The organism is Pseudomonas sp. BNK-45 (genome assembly GCF_047456255.1).
GTDB lineage: Bacteria > Pseudomonadota > Gammaproteobacteria > Pseudomonadales > Pseudomonadaceae > Aquipseudomonas.
The window spans coordinates 5903103-5922373 of record NZ_CP179909.1; the positions used below are offsets into that span (position 1 = coordinate 5903103).

A 19271-nucleotide genomic window follows, 5' to 3' on the forward strand; every position below is an offset into this window, starting at 1 on the left:
GCCTCTGAACTGTCAGCGGCCCGGCGGGTTCAGATACAGCAACCCGCACTCGCAAGGACTCGCCCATGGCCCGCCGCTGGCACCTGCTCATCCCGCTGCTGATCTGCAGCCTGCTGCTCGGCGCCTGCAGCCGGGTAGGCCTAGCCTATCGCAACCTGGATGTGATCATCCCCTGGACCCTCAACGACTACCTGGACATGAACCGCGAGCAGAAGAGCTGGTTCAACCAGCGTCTGCAGCAGCACCTGAGCTGGCATTGCACCACCCAACTGCCAGGCTACCTGGACTGGCTTGATCGCCTGCAAGCCATGGTGCAGAGCAATCAGGTCAGTGACCAAGCCCTGCAACAGCGAACCCAGGAAGCCAAGCAAGCCATCGCCGAAACCGCGCGGCAGATCGTGCCCTCCGCGGTAGAGCTGCTCCAGGGCCTGGACGACGGACAAGTCGCCGAGATGAACAACGCCTTTGCCAAGGACCAGCAGGAACATCGCGAGCAATACCTGAAACCATCCCTGGCGCAGCAGATAGAACAGCGCAGCCAGCGCATGAGCAAACGCCTGAAATCCTGGCTCGGCCCCTTGAGTCCCAACCAGCAACGACGCATCGAGCAATGGTCGGCGTCCCTGGGCGAACAGAACCAGCAGTGGATCGCCAACCGCATCCACTGGCAGGCACAGTTCAGCGCCGCCGTGGCGCAACGGCAAAACAGCGATTTCCCACAACGCATCGAGCAACTGCTGGTGAACCGCGAGCAGTTATGGACAGAGGATTACCGCCAGGCCTATGCCCGCACCGAACAGGCCGCCCGCCACCTGCTGGTGGACCTGATGGCCACCAGCAGCCTTGAGCAGCGCCAGCGCCTGCTGAAGAAGATCGACGGCGTACGCCAGGATTTCGCGGAACTCAAATGCCTGCAGAACGCCCGCCAGGACCCGCCCTGAGCTAGGCGATCTGAGCCTTGGAGGCCAACTCGTCGAAAGTTTCCGGCGCCAGGGCATCGGCCTGCTCATCCAGCACCTGACGGGGATGCTCATGACCCGGAATACTGCTGTCGAGCAGGCACAGCAGGCTGGAGCCCCGGGGTGTCAGGATGAAATTCTCACCGTTGCCACCCTCTTCCTCAGGCCGAGTTTCGATAAACCCCCGGTCCAGAAGCAGCTTTTCGTACTCGGTAGCAGTGACTTTCAGATCATCCAGGTTACCGGTGGCCTCACCTTCCGCCGCCTTGGCCGCCGCATGCTGCTCGGCGTAAGGACGGGGAGTGAAACTGTGGCCGGCGCCGTTCTGCACTTCGTGCAACAGCCGTTCGATCAGATCCCAGTTGTAAGTGCTCATCCTGATTCAACCTCCAGACACAAGAATGAAATGCCGTTCATAGGTTGTGACCGACAGGCTTTTCAGCCGTTCAGGAAATCCACCCAGGCCAGCGCCCCCCAAGCGGAAAACCGCTGGGCGGTTTGTCGATCTGCCCCGGAGTCAAACGACTAGCGTGTGTAAGACGCTTCGCCCACTGCCAGAGGAGAAATGTCATGCCCGTTACCGATCATCCCGTGGTCTCCCGGGAACAATGGCTACGAGCCCGCAAACAGCATCTGATCCACGAAAAGGCCTTTACCCGCCAGCGCGACCAGCTCAGCGCCGAACGCCGGGCGCTGCCCTGGGTAAAAATCGACAAGCCCTATCAGTTTCAAGGCCCGAATGGCCCGCTAAGCCTCGCGGACCTGTTTGGCGACCACAGCCAACTGCTGGTCTACCACTTCATGTTCGGCGCCGGCTGGAAAGAGGGCTGCAAGGGCTGCTCGTTCCTGGCGGACCACTTCGATGGCGCCAACCTGCATCTGGCCCACCACGATGTGGCGCTGGTGGCGGTATCCCACGCGCCCTACGGCCAATTCCAAGCCTTTCGCCAACGCATGGGCTGGCATTTCGACTGGTACTCCAGCGCCGGCGGCGACTTCAACCAAGACTTTGGCGTGAGCCTCAGCGACGAGCAACTGGCCCAGGGAACCGCCAGCTACAACTACGAACAGGTCAGTGGCGACGAGCGGGAGCTACCCGGCCTGAGCGTGTTCTATCGCAACCCGCAAGGTGAAATTTTCCACACATATTCCACCTATGCCCGCGGGCTGGACCTGTTGCTGGGGGCCTACAACTTCCTCGACCTGACGCCCAAGGGGCGCAACGAAGAACAGATCATGGACTGGGTTCGGCACCACGACCGTTACCAGAAAACACCCCGGAGCAAGGGCAGCAGTTGCTGCTGTGACGACTGACAGCCTGTTCGCCGACAGAAACCTCCCGTAGGAGCCGGCTTGCCGGCGAATCGCACACACAAATGGCACAAATCTGCGGCAGACTACGACGACCCTCACAGCCAACTAATCTGAAGACATGAGCGCCGCCTACCACAGCCTCCACGAATACACCCTGCGCATGAACCGGGTGCTGGAGTACATCGACCAACACCTGGACCAGCCCCTGGAGCTGACGGACCTGGCGCGGGTGGCACATTTTTCGCCCTACCACTTCCACCGCCTGTTCAGCGCCTGGGTCGGCGAGCCCCTGGGCGCCTACCTGCGTCGCCGGCGCCTGGCCTGCGGCGCCTACCTCATGGCCAGTCGCCCCGCAGCCTCGATCCTGGAAATCGCGCTGGAAGTCGGCTTCGGCTCCGGCGAAGCCTTCTCCCGAGCCTTCAAGCAACACTTCTCGGTCTCCCCCAGCACCTGGCGCGATACCGAACCGAAACGCTGGCACCGCCGCCTCGACGACATCCGAGAACGGCGCCTGCGTGAATTGAGCAATCCTGATCAGACCCACATTCCCGCCTTCGACGATCCTGACGCCTTCATTCACCTGAAGGAAACAGCGATGAACGTCACCCTGCAGCAGCTGCCCGCCACCCGCGTGGCTTACCTGCGCTACATCGGTGCCTACGGCCCGGGCATTGGGGTTTTCTGGCGCGAAACCGTCATGCCATGGATGCTCGAACACCGATTGTTCAACCGCGTGCGCTACGGCATCGGCCACGACGACCCGGACCTCACCCCGGCCGAAAAATGCCGCTACGACGCCTGCGTCGAAGTGCACGAAGACTTCAAGGCCGGCCCTCCCGCCGTGATCACCACCTTGCCCGGCGGCCTGTACGCCGTAGCGGCCTACCGCGGCCTTGGCCCGGACATCGGCGATGCCTGGATCGAACTGTGCCGCGACTGGCTGCCCAAGAGCGGCATGCAGTTCGACCCGCGCCCGGCGTTCGAACGCTATCCGGCGGATGCGTACTACGACATCAAGACCGGGGAGCTGGAGTGTGAGATTTGTATTCCGGTGAGGGCGCTATAAGCCAAAAGGCCGACTGATACATCCATACCCCATGTAGGAGCGAGCTTGCTCGCGATGAACGTCAACGACAACGCGCCGCAACTGAAAGAACGCAGCGCCCTCGGCTCATCGCGAGCAAGCTCGCTCCTACCATCCAGCCACACACCTACTCAGCGCGAAGGAATGGCCTTGATATCACTGACAATGAACTTCGGCAGAGCGCGAATGTAGAAGTTCTCCACATCCGAATTACCGCTGTTGGTGATCACCCCCAGCATGCTCTTCATATTACGCAACTGGCCCATGGCTCCGGCAGGCTGCAAACCGTTGCGCTCCTGAGCGAAATGCAACACCTCGGCGCCGTCGCGCTTGACCTGGACCTTGTAGCCAAAATCGACACTGGCCAGGATCGTATTGTCATCGACGACCATCGACACCAGCCCACCCTTGGAATCACTCAGGCGGCGCTTGTACACCGCATTCACATCCAGCAGGTAGTCGGCGCTGTCCTTGCTGGCGGCGTAGCGATTGGCATTGCCCAATTGCCGGATCAACTCCATGCCCAGCTGCTGACGCAGCTTGTCCTCGGGCAGAAAGCGCTCGCTCTCGCCCACCAGTTGCAGGTTGAAGGTGTCGATCCAGTAAGTGGCGGTGGCGGGAATCTGCACCGGTTTGGGCGAGATGTAATAGTCCGGGGTTGAAGCACAACCGGCGAGCAGAACGAAGCTGAACAGCAGAGACAACAGACGCATGACGGATCTTCCTTGAGAGGGTTTTCAACAACGCACCGCCACCTGAAAACCAACTGTGGCATGGCGATAAGCGGCGGCATTGTAAGCCAGGAAAATCGTGGCGGACCGGCTTGAAAAGATACTCTCGACAAATTAGGAATTGCCTTACGGCAGAAGCAGACAATCCAGTAGGAATGGGGCTTTAAGGACAGGGGGGGCGCTGGATATAGTCGAGGGGTCGTTGAAAGGACGACCGGGTTTGGCGACCTGATTTACAGAGTCCTCAGTCAAACTAAAGAGGCTCAATAAATGACGCGTTATCAAGCTATAACCGGCCACGACTGCAACATTCCCTCACTGCTGATCGACACCCAAGCTCCCACAGACGTCCTGCACGATGCAGCGGCGTATCGCATTCGCGCTGTGACTCAACTACTGGAGAACCTCGCAGTTTCTGATGAAGCGCCCAAAGGTGCAGTGGTGCTGCAGGAACTGTCGCTGCTGTGCAGCATTCTGCTACGCGATGGGTGTGATTTGATGGATGTGACGACAAGGCGAATGCAAGAGCAAGTGCTTCAGTAAGCAAAAAGGGGCGGCTTGAAGGTCGCCCTTTTTCTCTCGTGATTGACCATACACCTATAGTTCAAAAACAGACCTGTTCTCTTAGTAATAGTGCTCAATAATGCTTCCTTGACGCAGATAACGGCCAACAACATCCATTTCTACCACGGACTTGGATAATCTAAACATGGATCTTGAGCCTATGTATTTTCCAAAACACTCTAAAAGCCAAACCACCCTATCCCTCACTGGCTCATCCAACTTCAGGAAAATTAAGTCAAGAACGTCTTCCAGCTCGAAACAATTCATAACAAGGCGACAAAACTCAGCCCCCTCTTATCTCGTGAGCCACTTAATGTTCTTAGTGCAAAGATAGCCACCAAATCTCATCCAAAGTCATTACACCATCTGAGAATCGAAACCCAAAGATCGATAGCGGCAGCAAATAATAACTCGACCATCTTTTCTGACTACCCCCTCACCACCAACAACGTTCTATAAATCGCCCTTAAACACCATACTCAAACCTTAGAAACAGCCAGCATATAAGCATCTTGAGCCGAGTACTCCACATCTAAATCCACAGCCATTAACGCTTCAATAAATTCATCCGGCGGCTTATATCCATGCACTTCTATATAGTGAACTATCATCGTAGGGGAGGCAAAATACCCATCAGCGCAAGCATACGGCACCCAAATCTCAGAGCTACCAATATATATATTTTTACTACCTACAGAGACCTCAACATTTCGCTCGCCGCATAAATTACACGGATGAATACCTCGTATCTTATTTACATGAGCATCAAATACAGCAGAGCCAGCTATCAGCTGATGCAGCTTATCAACAACAGCCTTTGGAACATCACCTCGTTCAAAATAATGCCTTGAATCTATCCAGCCGACATTCTTTACACTAGGTAGCCCACCACTTAAATAGTAAGAATAATCACTCAAATCCTTAAAATACATAAATCACCTCACGAATTCTGTACATGCAGCCCATTGTACACACCCTGCGTAGGACTTTAGCAATTCAGAAAGCGATGTGCGCTGTTCCACCGTTGATGAATTTTTCAAAATCACCAGATTTGTAGGCGCACTAAGAGAGTAATTAAGAACTTTAGCACCGGGCAACCAAGTTGCCATGCCTTCAATATCGTTAGCAATACGAGGATTTTTTAACACTGCTGCGAATAATCCCTCCCAATCACCACGCTCGATAAATTACCCAGTTGCGTCTGTGATACGAATGCCCTCTCGGGGCAAAGTTATAGCTGTTCCTTCAGGCACAATAGTTTCCCCGACTCCATATCTGTACTGACCATGACCAGCATATGCGGCACCAGTTCCTCCCTCAAGAACACCACCAGCATAGGCGTGTCCCGCAGCGCTCCCGAGAGACCTCTCCTTCCCAAGTAGGTTACCCGTGAGTTTCAGGCCTGCCGCTTCCCCTCCAACAATTACACTTCGACCAAATAATGCACCCAATAGCTTCCCTAACCAAGTAGCTGGTACGTGAGCTAAACTTCCCATAGTAGTTACATCGCTAATAGCCTTTCGATTTAATGCATCATGAATCGCCCCGGGTTTCGTAGACACCTCTTTGCCTTAAACTGAGGTCAATTAGGAGGTGCCATGAGCAACCCGCGTTACCCTGAAGAATTCAAAATCCAAGCAGTCAATCAAGTGACCGAAAAGAAGCTGCCTGTCGCCGATGTGGCAGCACGTCTTGGCGTGTCGACGCATAGCCTCTATGCCTGGATAAAGCGCTACAGCAAACCTCAAGAAGAACGGCAGCAGGATGATGATCAGCACGCTGAGCTGCGTCGTCTTCGAGCGGAACTCAAGCGGGTGACTGAAGAGCGAGACATATTAAAAAAGGCCGCCGCGTACTTTGCCAAGGAGTGCGGCTGAAGTACGCCTTTATCAAACAGCGCGCGGGCGACTATTCGACTCGACGGCTTTGCCTGACGCTGAAAGTCCATCCCAGCGGTTATTACGCCTGGCTGTCTGAGCCGCAATCTGCACGAGCTAAAGACGATCAGCGACTGCTGGGTTTGATCAAGCACTCATGGCTGGAGAGCGGCGGCGTTTATGGGTATCGAAAAATCCATGATGATCTGCGCGAGGTCGGAGAAGACTGTGGTCGCCATCGTGTGGCGAGGCTGATGCGTCTTGAAGGGCTGCGCTCTCAGACAGGGTATCGACGTCGCCCTGGAAAGTACGGCGGTAAGCCAGCGGTAGCCTCACCCAATTTGCTGAAGCGCCAGTTCGATGTCGTAGAACCCAACAAGGTTTGGGTCACCGACATCACCTACATTCGTACGTATGAAGGCTGGCTGTATTTGGCAGTGGTGCTGGATCTGTTTTCTCGTCAGGTCGTTGGCTGGTCAATGAAGTCGCAGATGACCAGTGATTTGGCAATTGATGCGTTATTGATGGCGGTTTGGAGGCGTAAACTGAAACAGGAGGTGATGGTTCACTCCGACCAAGGCAGCCAATACAGCAGCTCCGATTGGCGCAGCTTTTTGAAGGCGAACAATTTGGTTGCCAGCATGAGTCGTCGAGGCAACTGTCATGACAATGCCGTGGCCGAGAGCTTTTTCCAGCTTCTGAAACGGGAACGGATCAAGCGCAAAATCTACCCCACACGGGAAGGTGCACGTAGTGATGTGTTTGATTACATCGAGATGTTCTACAACGCGAAACGTCGTCATGGTTTCAACAATCAGCTGTCGCCGGTAGAGTTTGAAAAGCGTTACGCAATGAGCTTGCAAGGTGTCTAGAGAATCCGGGGCGATTCAATTAGAACGCCCATGCTGGCCAAGAGAAGGAACAGCTTTACCATCGTCTCCCGGCTTTTTTCCCCATACAACTCAACACTCTTCTTCCACTGCTCATACGCCTTCTTCGGGCTCGCCACAGCGCCAAGGGAATAACTGCTCGCATACAAATCCGTACGCGACTCTTCATCCTTGGTGATCTCATACGCCTTGTTCACATCCCGGTTCAGCCCGGCCGTTGAATCGGCCCCGGTCTCGGCATCCTTGCGCACCACGATCTCGCCCGCCCCGACGGTGGCGCGCACGATCTGCTCGCGGTTCTTCTGGTAATCCCAGCCGCTGACGCTCCAGCCGGTTTCACCCTCCTTGCCTTTACCCACCTGGCTGCTGTCTTGTGTGGTGCCACTACCGGAGCTGTAGGTGCCGCCCACGTTCAGGTAATAGCCGTGCTCCTTGTCCTTACCGGCGATATCGCTGAAGCCCAGGGTGCCGGTGTCCAGCTTGAGGTTGCCGTTGTCGGCGGCGATCAGCGCACCGTCGATCTGGATGTGGTTTTCAGTTGAGCCACTGAGCCCCGGAGCAGGACCAAAGGTGGCGGTGACACTGATGTCGAATTCCTTGCCCTTGAACTTGCCGGTGTCGGCGACCGAAGCTACGTTCAGGTCTCCCCCGACACGCCCGATCACTTCATCACCACGCAGGTTGGCACCAGAAATGTTGGTGTCCTTGCCACTGGTGAAACCTAGACGGTCCCCGGCATAGAGATAAGCCTCTTGATGGCGCTCGCCTTCACACTCCAGATTGTCACGCCGGCATAGAACGCCATCTCTTTTCGGTACCGACAGTGATGCCCACTTCCCCACCATCATTGTCGTTTTGCTCGGCGCGGACCTTCAAGCCGCTGCTGATCTTGAGGTTTGAGCTCTCTTATGTACAACCAAAAGGACTCACCCAATCAAGCAAGCCATTACATCTACATCTCGCAAAACCCACTTACTACAGCAACAAACTTATCAAAAACCACAATCACTCAAACAGCAACTAGTCAACTTCCTTTTTATATCTATCAAACGCATCCCCCCCCTCATCAACCTGCAATAGAATACGACCGCAAGACGGACACTTGTATGCATCTCTTCTAAACTCATTATATAAATCCAAAAAATCATCACTACTAAAATTAGCACCAGCAGCCTCCCACTTATTTAGCAATCCAACGATTACCTTCTGAGGAACAAAATCATATAAAAACTCCTCCTCCATTGTACGAGCAACCATTACACAACCACATTCACACTGTAACTTTGACATTAGTTACCTCCTAAGACCGGACGATCAAAACGATGTATTTGCCCTTTTGAATCCTGAAAAAATAATGTATGGATATTTTTAGCATTGGGTTTGCCCCAAACCCTATCTGCAATACTTTTCATTTCAACTCCAGACAAATCAATCTGCGTCAAAACAGATGAAGCTTGTGACTTTTTCTTCTCAATAACATTTATAATATTTTTTTGATTTGCTGTGTTCGGCGTATAAACATCAACCTTCCCAATACCAGACACATACATATCTGGCGTTCTTACATCTTTAACTCCTAGATCCGATGCGGTAGCTTTATATTTAACATCATATCCAAGCTTTGCAAACCCTGACCCAGCCCTAATTTCATTTGCATCAGGCCTAGCCAATGGTTCATAAACTACTTTCCCTTCACGAACTACAGGCAGATTAGTATTGGTATCGTGTACAGTTTTATCTACTGACCCAGCGCCCCCCTTTCCAGTATCACCAGCAGAATTCCCCCCACGTTCATTAATTCTGCCATCGTTAACAGAAACATGAGCCTCGCCCTTCGCTCCCTTCTTACCCGGTAACGCACCAGTAAAGATGCTATAGATCAGCTCGCCACCGCCAATTATATAGGCATCTTCTTGAAAATTCGGGTATAACTCTGTCCCTTGAATAGCCTGTGCTGCTGCTTTTCCCGCGTAGGCTTCCACCTTACCCATATTTTCAGCAAACTTCTTACCAAACTCTGTTCCCTCAATAGCTTTCATCACCAGAAACTGCGCAACACCTTTAGGCCCCTGCGCAGCAGCCATAACATAGCCTACAGCTTCCGCTTGCTCTGGATTTTCCTTAATATATTTCTGAGCTGCCGCAAGACTCTCTAAAGTTCCCTGAAGCTCCAATATCCCAGTGGGATTAACCTGCGTTTCTTTCAGCACCAGCGAACCTTGGCTAGGAACGTTGTTACTGGGCTCTACGACCCTTTCAATTTCCTCCAGAACCTTCGGTTCGATACCATTTAATGAGGCGATACCAACAAGAACACCATCGATAAACTTTTGATCTCCCATCATCGCCATAGCTTCGCGGCGACTTTTACCGGAAAGAATCAGTGCCTCAAGTGTACTTTCTGCTAAGTCCTTCCCTGCCACAGCTTCCGCACGAGCATCCATGGGACGCCCTAAAATTTTATCCACGCGATTAATCATCACGTTGAGCGCTGACGCCGCCTTGTTAAAGTTATTCAGTGCAGTTTTGTCATAGTTGAGCAACCCATCAGACCATTGTTTCAGCGTTTCACCCGGTTTGAGTGCAGCGTCAATGGAAGAACTACTCGCATACAAATCCGTACGCGACTCTTCATCCTTGGTGATCTCATACGCCTTGCTAACATCCCGGTTCAGCCCGGCCGTCGAATCGGCCCCGGTCTCGGCATCCTTGCGCACCACGATCTCGCCCGCCCCAACGGTGGCCCGCACGATCTGCTCGCGGTTCTTCTGGTAATCCCAGCCGCTGACGCTCCAGCCGGTTTCACCCTCCTTGCCTTTACCCACCTGGCTGCTGTCTTGTGTGGTGCCACTACCGGAGCTGTAGGTGCCGCCCACGTTAAGGTAATAGCCGTGCTCCTTGTCCTTACCGGCGATATCGCTGAAGCCCAGCGTGCCGGTATCCAGCTTGAGGTTGCCGTTGTCGGCGGCGATCAGCGCACCGTCGATCTGGGTGTGGTTTTCGGTGCGGATATCGACCTTGTTCTTGCCAGTGATGCGGGTTTGCTCTTCAACCCAGTCGGTCTTGCCGGTGGTCTGGCCGTAACCGACTGAGCCACTGAGGCCCGGGGCAGGACCAAAGGTGGCGGTGACGCTGATGTCGAATTCCTTACCCTTGACCTTGCCGGTGTCGGCGACCGAAGCGACGTTCAGGTCCCCCCCGACACGCCCGATCACTTCATCACCACGCAGGTTGGCACCCGCAATGTTGGTGTCCTTGCCACTGGTGAAGCCCAGACGGTCCCCGGCATAGAGATAGGCCTCTTGCTGGCGCTCGCCTTCACGTTCCAGATTGCCTTTGCCCATGCTGACGCTGACGTAGAAACCGACGCCTTCTGAACCAAAGGTGAAGCCCATCTCCCCACCACCACTGTTGCGGTTGTTTTCGCTGCTGTGGTCGTTCTGCGCGGCGCGGATGTTCAGGTCGTTGCCGGCATCCAGGTCGATGTTGCGTCCGGCCTGGGCCTGGGTCCCGATCAGGTTCAGGTCGTTGCTGGCCTTGAGGTTGATGTCGCGCCCGGCATCCAGTTGGGTGACGGTGGAGGAGCCTTGGCTGCTCTCGGTGTTGGCGGTGCCGAAGCTGCCTCCGACGCCGATCTTGACGCCGCCACTGGTGCCGCCGTGGATGCCGCCCCACATCTCGGTATTGCGGGTTTCCTCGCTGATGCTGCCTTTGGCCACATCCAGGGTGACGTCGCGCCCTTTGACGTTGATGTCGCGCCCGGCACCCAACTGGCTGCCCTTGACGGTCACGTCGTTGTTGGCCGTGAGGTTCAGGTCGTTGCCGGCCTGCAGGGTTGAAGAGCGGTTGCTCTGCTCGATGATCTCCTGACTGCTGCTTTGCTTGCTGTTGCCAAGCTTGACGTCAGCGGTCGGTCCGGCGAGGAACTGGCTGACCGAGTCGACGGCCTTGAGGGTGCTGGAGGCTTTGCTGGTGTTGTTTTCACCGTCGCCGGCGCCGTTGACGGCGTCCTTGGTCTTGCCGTAGTTGTGGTTGAGGGTGACGCCCAGGCCATTGCGCTCGCTTTCACGCTGCTGCTCGGTCACCCGCACTTCCCGGGCGGCGTCGATCTTGATGTCGCGGCCGGCCACCAGGTTGATGTCGTGATCGGCCCGAAGGTCGGAACCGATCTGATTGATGTCGCGCTTGGCGTTGACCGACAGGTCTGCACCGGCACTGATCTGGCTGGCGGCGGCGGTCTGGGTTTCGACGCGATTCTTTTCCTTGTTGCGCTCGGCCCCGGCGAAGAGGCTGACACCGTTGTCGTCACTGCTGACGCCTACGCCGACTTGCTTGCTCTTTTTCCAGTCCTGCTCCGCTGAGCTGTTCTGTGCCGCCACCACATTGACGTCACGGCCGGCGTCGAGGCTGACATTGCGCCCGGCGCTGATGCCGCTGCCCACCACGTTGATGTCGCGCTCGGCCTTCAGGCTCGCATCGCGCTCGGCCAGCACCTGGCTGCCCACGCTGGTGCTGCTTTGCGCCTGGCGCCCGGATTCCTTGGCCGAGGCAAAGGAGACGCTGGCCCCGGAGGAGGACAGCCCGACCTTTTTCTTGTACTGCTCGCTGCGGCTGTAGGCGGTGTCGTTGGCCGAAACCAGGTTGATGTCACCCGTGTCCTTGACCAGCCCGGCACGCAGTTCCACATCGTTGCCGGCCGTGGCTTCACTGGCCCGCAAGCGAATATCGTTGCCCGCAGCAACCACCACATCGTTGCCGGCATTCAGCTCGCTGCCGACCTGGGTCGCGGTGGTTTGCAACTGGCTCTTGCCGCTTTTGGACAGGCCGAGGAAACCGGACTTGGTCTTCTTGCTGTAGGAACCGTGCTCCTCGACACCGGAGAGGACCGCCACATCGCCGGTGGCGCCGACCATCAGGTCTGCGCCGGCCTTGAGCTGGCTGCCAATCACCGTGACATCGCGGCCGCCGTTGATGCTCATGCCGCCATCGGCTTTCTTGCTGGTGTTGAGGGTCAGGTCTTTCCCGGCCTCGACCACAGAGGCGACGTTGGTGCTGTGGTAGCTCTCCTGCTGTTTGCTGCTGCTACGCCCGAAGGAGCCTTTGCTCTTCTTCGAGTAGAAAGAGGCGCTCTCGTCCTTGGCGGACAGCAGATTGAGATCGCGAGCGGCATCCAGCGCGACGTTTTGCTCGCCCTTCACCTGGCTGGCCACCAAGGTCAGGTCCTGACCCGCCTTGATCGACAGATCGCCGCCAGCGGTCACCGAGGATGCCTGCTGACGTACCTGATCGTTACTGCTGGTGACCTTCTTGCTCTTCGACGCGCGGTGGCTCTCATTGGCCGCAGCCTCGATGGAGACATCACGCGCCGCTGCCAGTGCCAGGCTGCCCTGGGCAGCGACCTTGCTGGCCACTATCTGCAGATCCTGGCCGGCCGTGGCGGAAAGATTGCCACCGACCTGCACTTCACTGCCGTGCTGGGTGGTCTGGCTCTGGCTCCAGCTGGTCTTCTTGTGGCGCCCGCTGCTGCTGTTCACTTGCTCAGTGGCCACCAACGCCAGATCACGCCCCGCCTTGAGACTTGCATCCCCCCCGGCCTGGAGCACGCTGCCGCTGTTACGGATATCCCGTCCGGCGTCGATATTCAGGCTGTTGCCCGCCTCGACCCGAGCCGCGCTGTTGAGGTAGTCGTTGTGCTGGATACCGCCGCCATAACGGGTGTCCTGGCTGACTTTCGAACGCTCGTTGACGACGTCGCCCTGGGTCGCGACCAGGCTGACGTCCCGGCCTTTGAGAATCCCGCCCTGGGCGTTGCGGATGCTTTGGGTGGCCAGCAACGACAGGCGTTCGTTGGCTTCCATCAGGCCGCTGTTGTCGATGTTCTGGGCGCTGGCTTGCAGTTGTGCACTGGCGCGCAGGGTGCCCTGATTGGCCAGGGTGCCGCCGGAGATCAGGTTCACATCGCGCCCCTGGATCAGCGCGCCATTGGGCGCCAGGCGGTTGTTGGCCTGGGCCATGTACAGCACCGGTACCAGGACCTTCTCGCCGTTGACCTCCTGTTCCTGCATCCAGACGATGTCGTGGGTCAGGGCCGCAACCTGGGCGGAGGTCAGGGCGACACCCGGTGACAGGTCAAGGGCGGTCTTGCTGGCGATCGCGTTGTCCATCAGGTGGCGGAACATCGCTTCGTCGCTGTCCAGCCCGGCAATGAAGCGCTGGCCGGTACGGGCGATCACCGCTTCGCGGATCAGTCGTTGTTCGTAGAGACCGTCGCCCAGGCGGCGCTGGGTCTGGTCGCTGTTGAAACCGATGCGGCTGAGCAGGTAGTCGGAACTGATGAACTGCTTGAGGTTGGCGAACGCCGGGTTGGTTTCGATCAGGTATTTGTGTTGCGGGTTGCGGCTGACCTTGAACAGGCCGCTGTCACCTTGCGGCAAGCTGAAACCGGGCAAGGCCAGAGGGTTGACCGCTTGTTGCTGCAGGTCCGGAGCGGCTTGCAGGTTCAGCTGTGGCAGGGCCTGAGTGCTGCTGTCCACGGTTGTCAGGCCGACCCGGCTGGCACTGGCGGCCACGGTTTCACCCGGACGAATCACGCTGTTTTCCAGCAGTTGGGTGCCGGTGATGTCCACCTTGCCGGCGCCCTGGATGACTGCCTCGGCGACTTCGCCACTGCCGGAGGTCTCAACCTTGCTGAAGCCGTTCAGGCTACCAAGGGCGATCGCTCCCAATGGCATCGCCGCAGGGTTGTAACTGGCAGAGTTGGGGTCGTTGTAGGCGTTGTAGCGCCCCATGTTGTTGATGAAGGTGTAGTAGGCGCCGTCGTCCTTGGTGTAGATCGAGTAAGCGTAATTGCGGATCTCGCCACCACCGGCACCGATGTTCTTCAGGCTGTTGCTTTGCAAGCTGATGTCGCCGGCGGCAGAAATGGTACTGAACTGGTTTTCAAAGCTGTCGCCCTTGAAGGTCAGCTCGGCGCCGGAAATCAGGTTACCGCGCTGGGAGTCCTCGGTGATTTTCGTGCCGTAGACCTCGGTCACCGAGTAGGAGGCTGCACAGTGCTTGCCCTTGCAGTTGTCGGTGAAGTGCAAGGTGATACGCCCGGAGGTCAGGGCCGGAATAAAGGCGAACTTCTCCTTGCGGTTCACCAGGCGATTGGCCAGCAACTGCATGCCATGGGCGCTTTCGATGGTGCCGGAAATGTTTTCGATCAGGCTGGCCGGTTGTTGTCCCGGGGCATTCACATCCAGGCGCCCAAGGCTGTAGATGTCACCCTTGTCGTTGGTCAGGCTGCTGGTTTCCAGCTGCATGTCGGCGCCGCTGAAGATCAGCCCGCTCTGGTTGACCAGGGTCGGGGTTTCGATGTGCAGGGCATTGCCCGCCCCCAGGGTGCCCTGGTTGGTCAGGCTGTCGACCTTGAGTTGCAGGTCGCCGGCGGCCGTGAGCGTGCCGAGGTTCTGCAGGTGACCGCCGAGAGTGAAATCGGCGGCAGCACCGCTGCGCACTTCGGCCTCTTGGCTAAGGTCGGCGCGGGCGGCAGCGAAAGTCATGCGCCCCTGGCTCTTGAGCAGGCCGTTGCCCTGGTAAGAACCACTGAGAATCAGCTTCAGGTCGCCATCGGTTTCCAGGCCGCCGTCGTTGATCCAATGATCACCACTAGCCTCGACCCCCTCGACCGAGACCAGCTTGCCAGTGCGGGTCTGGGTGAAGGTCCCGACCTTCAAGCCGATCTTTTGTGCCTGGATCCGGCTGGTGTTGCTCCAGTCCGCCAGGTCCAGATCCAGCCGACTGTTAGTGATGAAACTACCGCCAGCATTGCCAGCGTCCGCCAGGGACAACACGAAGCCTTGTTGCCCCAGGTGGCGCACCAGCCCTTGCTGATTGCTCAAGCCCCCACTGCTCAGAATCAAGCGCTGATTGCCGATCTCCACCAGGCCCTGGTCGTTATCGAAACGACCACCGATGCTGAAGCGGCTCTCGCCCTGCTCGCCCAAGGCCCGCAAACGACCCTTGGCGTTGCTCACTGAACCGGCGTCCACCGCGAGGCTTTCCCGGGCCTCGATCAGCCCCGCGTCGTTGTCCAGCTTGCCGGAAAGCGCCAGCCCGATGGTTTCGGCGCTGAGGCTGCCCTTCTGATTCTGCAAGCTGTCGACGGAGAGTTGCAGGTGCTTCTGGCTGGCGATCTCGCCCTCGTTGTTGCGGAGCTCGCCGCCCTTGAGCTGCAAGTCGCCTGCGGTGGACAGCACATGCCCCTGATCATTGAGCAGACGGGAGCGGCTGCTGATCTCGACTGCCGCCCCGCGGGCCTGCCCCTGAGTGTTGTCGAAGGTCGCGCTTTTGACCTCAAGCTTGCCGGTCTGGGCGTTCAGTCGTCCTTGCTGGTTGCGCAGTTCATCGGCTTCCAGGCTCAGTTTTCCGGCACCCGTGAGGATCTTGCCGCCGCCGTTGTCGAGGACCTGTTTGACCCTGGCCTTGAGCTCGCCCTGGTTGGCTTGCAGGGTGCCCTGGCGGTTATCCAGGCTGTCGGTGTTCAGGGTCAAGTCTGCGCTTTTGCTGAGCAGCAGGCCCTGATCGCGGTTGTCCAGAGTGTCGAGTACCACCTTGACAGACTGCTCGGCGGCCAGGGTCCCGCCACGATTATCCAGACTGCTGCCCTCAACCTTGAGAGCTTGCTGGCCAATCAACTGACCACCACGGTTATCAACACGACCGGCCTTGAGGTGCAGATCACCCGCAGCCACCAGTTCCGCGTCCCGGTTATCCAGGCGCTCCAGATCAGTCGTGAGGCTGCCCCGGGCGTTGATAGTGCCGGTATTGGTCAGACTGCCGCCCTGAAGCTGCAGATGGCTGCTGGGATTGATGGTCTCGATAGCCTCTTGCCGCTGGAGCCCCGCATTAAGCTGACCACGACTGACCACCTGCCGGCCTTCGAGGTGCACGTTGCCGCCCGCTGTCAGGTTTTTGTCCACCGCCAGTTTTTCAGCAGCAACCACTTTGGCGTTCCGGTCCGCGTACACCGACTCGGTCAGTTGCACCTCTTGCGCCTTGAGTTGCACATCGCCCAGGGCCTGAGCACGAGCCAGGGTCAATTTGCCATTGGCATCGATTTGCAGGTCGCCGCCGCTGGTGGCCATGTCCCCCGCCAACTTCACCCCCACCCCGGCTTCAGTACCCACCAGCTTGATCGCCCCGGCGTACATGCCGCCCAGCGCCGAGGAGTCGATCGCCAGTTGCGGCGCATCCGCCGGGTTGGCGGTGCGTGCCGTGGCGTTCAAGGTCTGGGCGTCGACATCGTTGACCCCGGCGATCACCGCCAGGTGCTTGGCCTGGATCTCGGCGTTGATCTTGGCGCTGCGGGTGATGATTTCGAACTGGTCGATATTGCTGGCGTTGAGCCCCGCGCCTTCGATGGCGACGCTGCCCTGGTCCACCTGGTAACGCTGGATCTGGCCGTTCTCGATCACCGGTTTGCCGGTGGTCAGGGTGGCCTTGGGGGTGTTGATGAAGCCGCAGCCGTTGCAGGTCACGCCATAAGGGTTGGCGACGATGACATGGGCTGATTGCCCGGCCACTTCGGTGTAACCCTTTAGCTGGCTGGGGCTGCCGCCATTGACCTCGTTGAGGATCACATTGGCCGCGCGGCCACCCAGGTTGCTGTTGCCGATGATGTAGCCACCCAACTGGGTGTTCTGTAGGTTTTGCGTGGCGTTGTTGAGAATTACGCCCTGCTGGCCGACGTTGTAATCACTGAACTTGTTGTGGGACAGCCCGCCGCCATTGGGCGCAGCAATGTTGACGATAGGCACGCCATTGGCCGCTTGCCCGAGGCTGGTGCCGCTGCCGTTGACCACGATGCCGTCGGCCATCGCCACCACCGGCTGCCAGAACATCATGTTGGCCAGGATGAACGCCAGACCACGCTTGGGCAGGCCCCAAAAGGACTCACGGGATTGCAGGGCAGCCGAAGGCTGGCGGGCCAGGAAGGCAAACTGACGAACGTCCATGTCGAGAATCTCAGGCAAAAAGCGGAATTAGAGGAACAGGTCCAAACGGAAGTAGATCGGTGCTTCCCGCTCACTCAGGGCATCTGGCCGCTCGAGGGAGTGGGCGAAGGTCAGGCTGGCGGCGAGGTGCTTGCCGCGGGCAAAGAATTCGATGGAGTCGCTGGAGACCCGGCCATGCTGCTCGGCGTTGTAGCGGTCGTTGCGGATCGCGCCAACGTCATAGCCCAGTCCCGTGCCGTACTCGGCGAACGCCGGGCGCAGCCAGTTCCAGGTCACCGGGCGACTCCAGCGCAGGTCGTTGCGCCAGTAGTAACCGCTGTCGCCATTGAGGCTCTGGTCCTTGTAGCCACGGATCGAGGACTGGCTGCCCAGGCTCATGCGTTGCGAGCTGAACAGCACATCCTCGCTGCGCTGGCCGGTGACCAGGCTGCTGAACACCAGGGACTCGTCCCACAGCTTGAACGGCTGCAGGTAGCTGGCGGTGGCGGTGTATTTGCGATAGCGCGCATTGGCCTGGCGATTGCCGTATCGGTCACGCTGGTTTTCGCGCTGGGCATCGAAGGCGCCGATGCCATCCTGCATCCCCAGGTCGAAGTTGACGAAGGCGCCGCCGATGCGCCGGCCATGGTTGATGCCGAACTGGGCTTCGCTGAGGCGGTTGCTGCTGTTGGCGAGCTTGCTGTCTTCGATGTAGTTGTTGGTGCGCAGGTAGCTAAGGCCGCTGTTCAGCGAGGTCTTGCTCACAGCGTCACGGTGGATCACTCGCTCCAGGCGCAGTTGGTGGTTCTGGCTGTCGCCGGTCTGCTTGAAGTTGAAGCCCTGCCCCTGGGCCAGGGAGCGGTATTCGCTCTGGCTGTAGCTGTAGCTGAGGTTCCACCAGCCAAACGGCAGGTTGTAGTAGAGCATGGCGTTGCGCGAGGTTTTCTGGTGGTCGCTGATGGCGTCGTGGCCACCGCGCAGCACCAGTTGGTCGGCCAGGCCCAGGGGGCTGTCCCATTCGAAAGAGCTGCCCCACTGCTGCTCGCCGGTGCTCTTCTGGCCCTCGTTGCTGCGCGACAGGCCGACGCGCCAGGGCTTTTGCGGGTTGTTCTTGACCAAGACTTCACTGCCGCCCACGGCCTGCCCCGGGGCCAGTTCCATCTGCGCCTGGTTCGACGGCAGGCGGTTGAGCTGGTCGACCATCTGCTCGATCTGCCGCAGGTTGAGCAACTCACCGCTGCTGCCGGGAAAGGCCATGTTCAGTTCGCGGGCGCTGAGCTTGCTGCCTTCGGCGGCCTTGAGGCCCTCAAGCTTGCCTTCCACCACCAGCACCTGCAGGTGGCCGCTGGACAGGTCCTGTTGCGGCAGGTAGGCGCGGCTGGTGACCAGGCCCTTTTCGATGTAGCGGTTGGTGATGACCTTGAGCAGCTCGTTGAGCTGAGGCACTCCCAGGCACTGGCCGATGTAGGGCTTGAGCAGACTCTCGCGCTCGCTGGCGGACAGCGAGTCGGCGCCCTTGAGCTGGATGTCCTTGATCGGGAAGCAGCGGCTGTCGGCGGGCGCGCTGGGTGCCACCGGCGTGGCGCTCTTGCCGGGCAGGTCCTTGAGTTCGTCGAGACGCCGCTGCTGTTCTTCCAGCAGGCGGTTCTGCCGGTCGCGGATCAGGTCCTGGTCGCCGGGGCTGAACGTCGGTGCAGGTAAGGGGGCGGCAAGGGCCGTGTGCAAGGGGCCAGTCAGCAGCAGGCAAGACAGCGCGCAGCACAACCTCATCCCGAGGGTGGAGAGAGACATATTCGATCCTTCGAAAGGGCAGCAAGGCCAAGACAGGGCGCGGATGTTAATGTGCCATCATCTTGACGTCAAATGAGCGCCGAG

12 protein-coding genes and 1 pseudogene are annotated in these 19271 nt (G+C 58.2%); 5 read left to right on the plus strand and 8 right to left on the minus strand.

Annotation, left to right across the window (positions count from 1 at the left end):
• The first annotated feature begins 65 nt into the window (after positions 1–65).
• Positions 66–941: a DUF6279 family lipoprotein gene (locus ACMGG8_RS26760; RefSeq protein ID WP_414158724.1), complete on the plus strand. Its 876-nt coding sequence runs from the start codon at positions 66–68 to the stop codon at positions 939–941.
• Between the two features lies 1 nt (position 942).
• On the opposite strand, the gene ACMGG8_RS26765 is transcribed toward ACMGG8_RS26760, so the two are convergent.
• Positions 943–1335 (minus strand): transcriptional regulator, encoded by a 393-nt coding sequence (locus ACMGG8_RS26765; protein WP_414158725.1) that lies wholly within the window; start codon positions 1333–1335, stop codon positions 943–945.
• A gap of 194 nt (positions 1336–1529) precedes the next feature.
• On the opposite strand from ACMGG8_RS26765, the gene ACMGG8_RS26770 reads away from it, so the two are divergent.
• Together ACMGG8_RS26770 and ACMGG8_RS26775 are read left to right on the plus strand one after the other, a co-directional pair.
• A complete protein-coding gene (locus ACMGG8_RS26770) occupies positions 1530–2273 on the plus strand; it encodes a DUF899 domain-containing protein (RefSeq protein WP_414158726.1) in 744 nt (247 codons plus the stop codon).
• A 118-nt stretch (positions 2274–2391) separates the two neighbouring features.
• A complete protein-coding gene (locus tag ACMGG8_RS26775; protein ID WP_060842779.1) occupies positions 2392–3339 on the plus strand; it encodes an AraC family transcriptional regulator in 948 nt (315 codons plus the stop codon).
• A gap of 149 nt (positions 3340–3488) precedes the next feature.
• Here ACMGG8_RS26775 and ACMGG8_RS26780 read toward each other — a convergent pair whose 3' ends face one another.
• Positions 3489–4070: a hypothetical protein gene (locus tag ACMGG8_RS26780; RefSeq protein WP_414158727.1), complete on the minus strand. Its 582-nt coding sequence runs from the start codon at positions 4068–4070 to the stop codon at positions 3489–3491.
• A gap of 288 nt (positions 4071–4358) precedes the next feature.
• Between ACMGG8_RS26780 and ACMGG8_RS26785 the strand changes: the two genes are divergently transcribed.
• Positions 4359–4631 carry a hypothetical protein gene (locus tag ACMGG8_RS26785; RefSeq protein ID WP_414158728.1) on the plus strand — a complete coding sequence of 91 codons (273 nt, stop codon included), beginning with the start codon at positions 4359–4361 and terminating at the stop codon, positions 4629–4631.
• 500 nt (positions 4632–5131) lie between these two features.
• Here the strand turns inward: ACMGG8_RS26785 and ACMGG8_RS26790 are convergent, their stop codons facing one another.
• Positions 5132–5584 (minus strand): hypothetical protein, encoded by a 453-nt coding sequence (locus tag ACMGG8_RS26790; protein WP_414158729.1) that lies wholly within the window; start codon positions 5582–5584, stop codon positions 5132–5134.
• 3 nt (positions 5585–5587) lie between these two features.
• The gene (locus ACMGG8_RS26795; RefSeq protein WP_414159984.1) at positions 5588–5761 is read right to left on the minus strand and encodes a putative adhesin; all 174 of its coding nucleotides are present in this window, start codon (positions 5759–5761) and stop codon (positions 5588–5590) included.
• Positions 5762–6250: 489 nt separating this feature from the next.
• Between ACMGG8_RS26795 and ACMGG8_RS26800 the strand changes: the two genes are divergently transcribed.
• A protein-coding gene (locus ACMGG8_RS26800) for an IS3 family transposase (RefSeq protein WP_414158730.1) occupies positions 6251–7401 on the plus strand; the annotation gives its coding sequence in 2 pieces (ribosomal slippage) (positions 6251–6488 and positions 6488–7401; 1152 coding nt in all).
• Between the two features lie 32 nt (positions 7402–7433).
• Here the strand turns inward: ACMGG8_RS26800 and ACMGG8_RS26805 are convergent.
• From ACMGG8_RS26805 to ACMGG8_RS26820, 4 genes and pseudogenes are all read right to left on the minus strand, one after another.
• Positions 7434–8316: pseudogene (locus tag ACMGG8_RS26805) on the minus strand (hemagglutinin repeat-containing protein); the annotation flags it as partial.
• A 123-nt stretch (positions 8317–8439) separates the two neighbouring features.
• Positions 8440–8709 (minus strand): hypothetical protein, encoded by a 270-nt coding sequence (locus tag ACMGG8_RS26810; RefSeq protein WP_129405509.1) that lies wholly within the window; start codon positions 8707–8709, stop codon positions 8440–8442.
• Positions 8709–17417, minus strand: coding sequence for a hemagglutinin repeat-containing protein (locus ACMGG8_RS26815; protein WP_414158731.1), 8709 nt, complete (start codon positions 17415–17417; stop codon positions 8709–8711). The genes ACMGG8_RS26810 and ACMGG8_RS26815 overlap by 1 nt, the downstream gene beginning before the upstream one ends.
• Before the next feature lie 27 nt (positions 17418–17444).
• On the minus strand, positions 17445–19187 hold the full coding sequence (locus tag ACMGG8_RS26820) for a ShlB/FhaC/HecB family hemolysin secretion/activation protein (RefSeq protein ID WP_414158732.1): 1743 nt from the start codon (positions 19185–19187) through the stop codon (positions 17445–17447).
• Between the last annotated feature and the right edge of the window lie 84 nt (positions 19188–19271).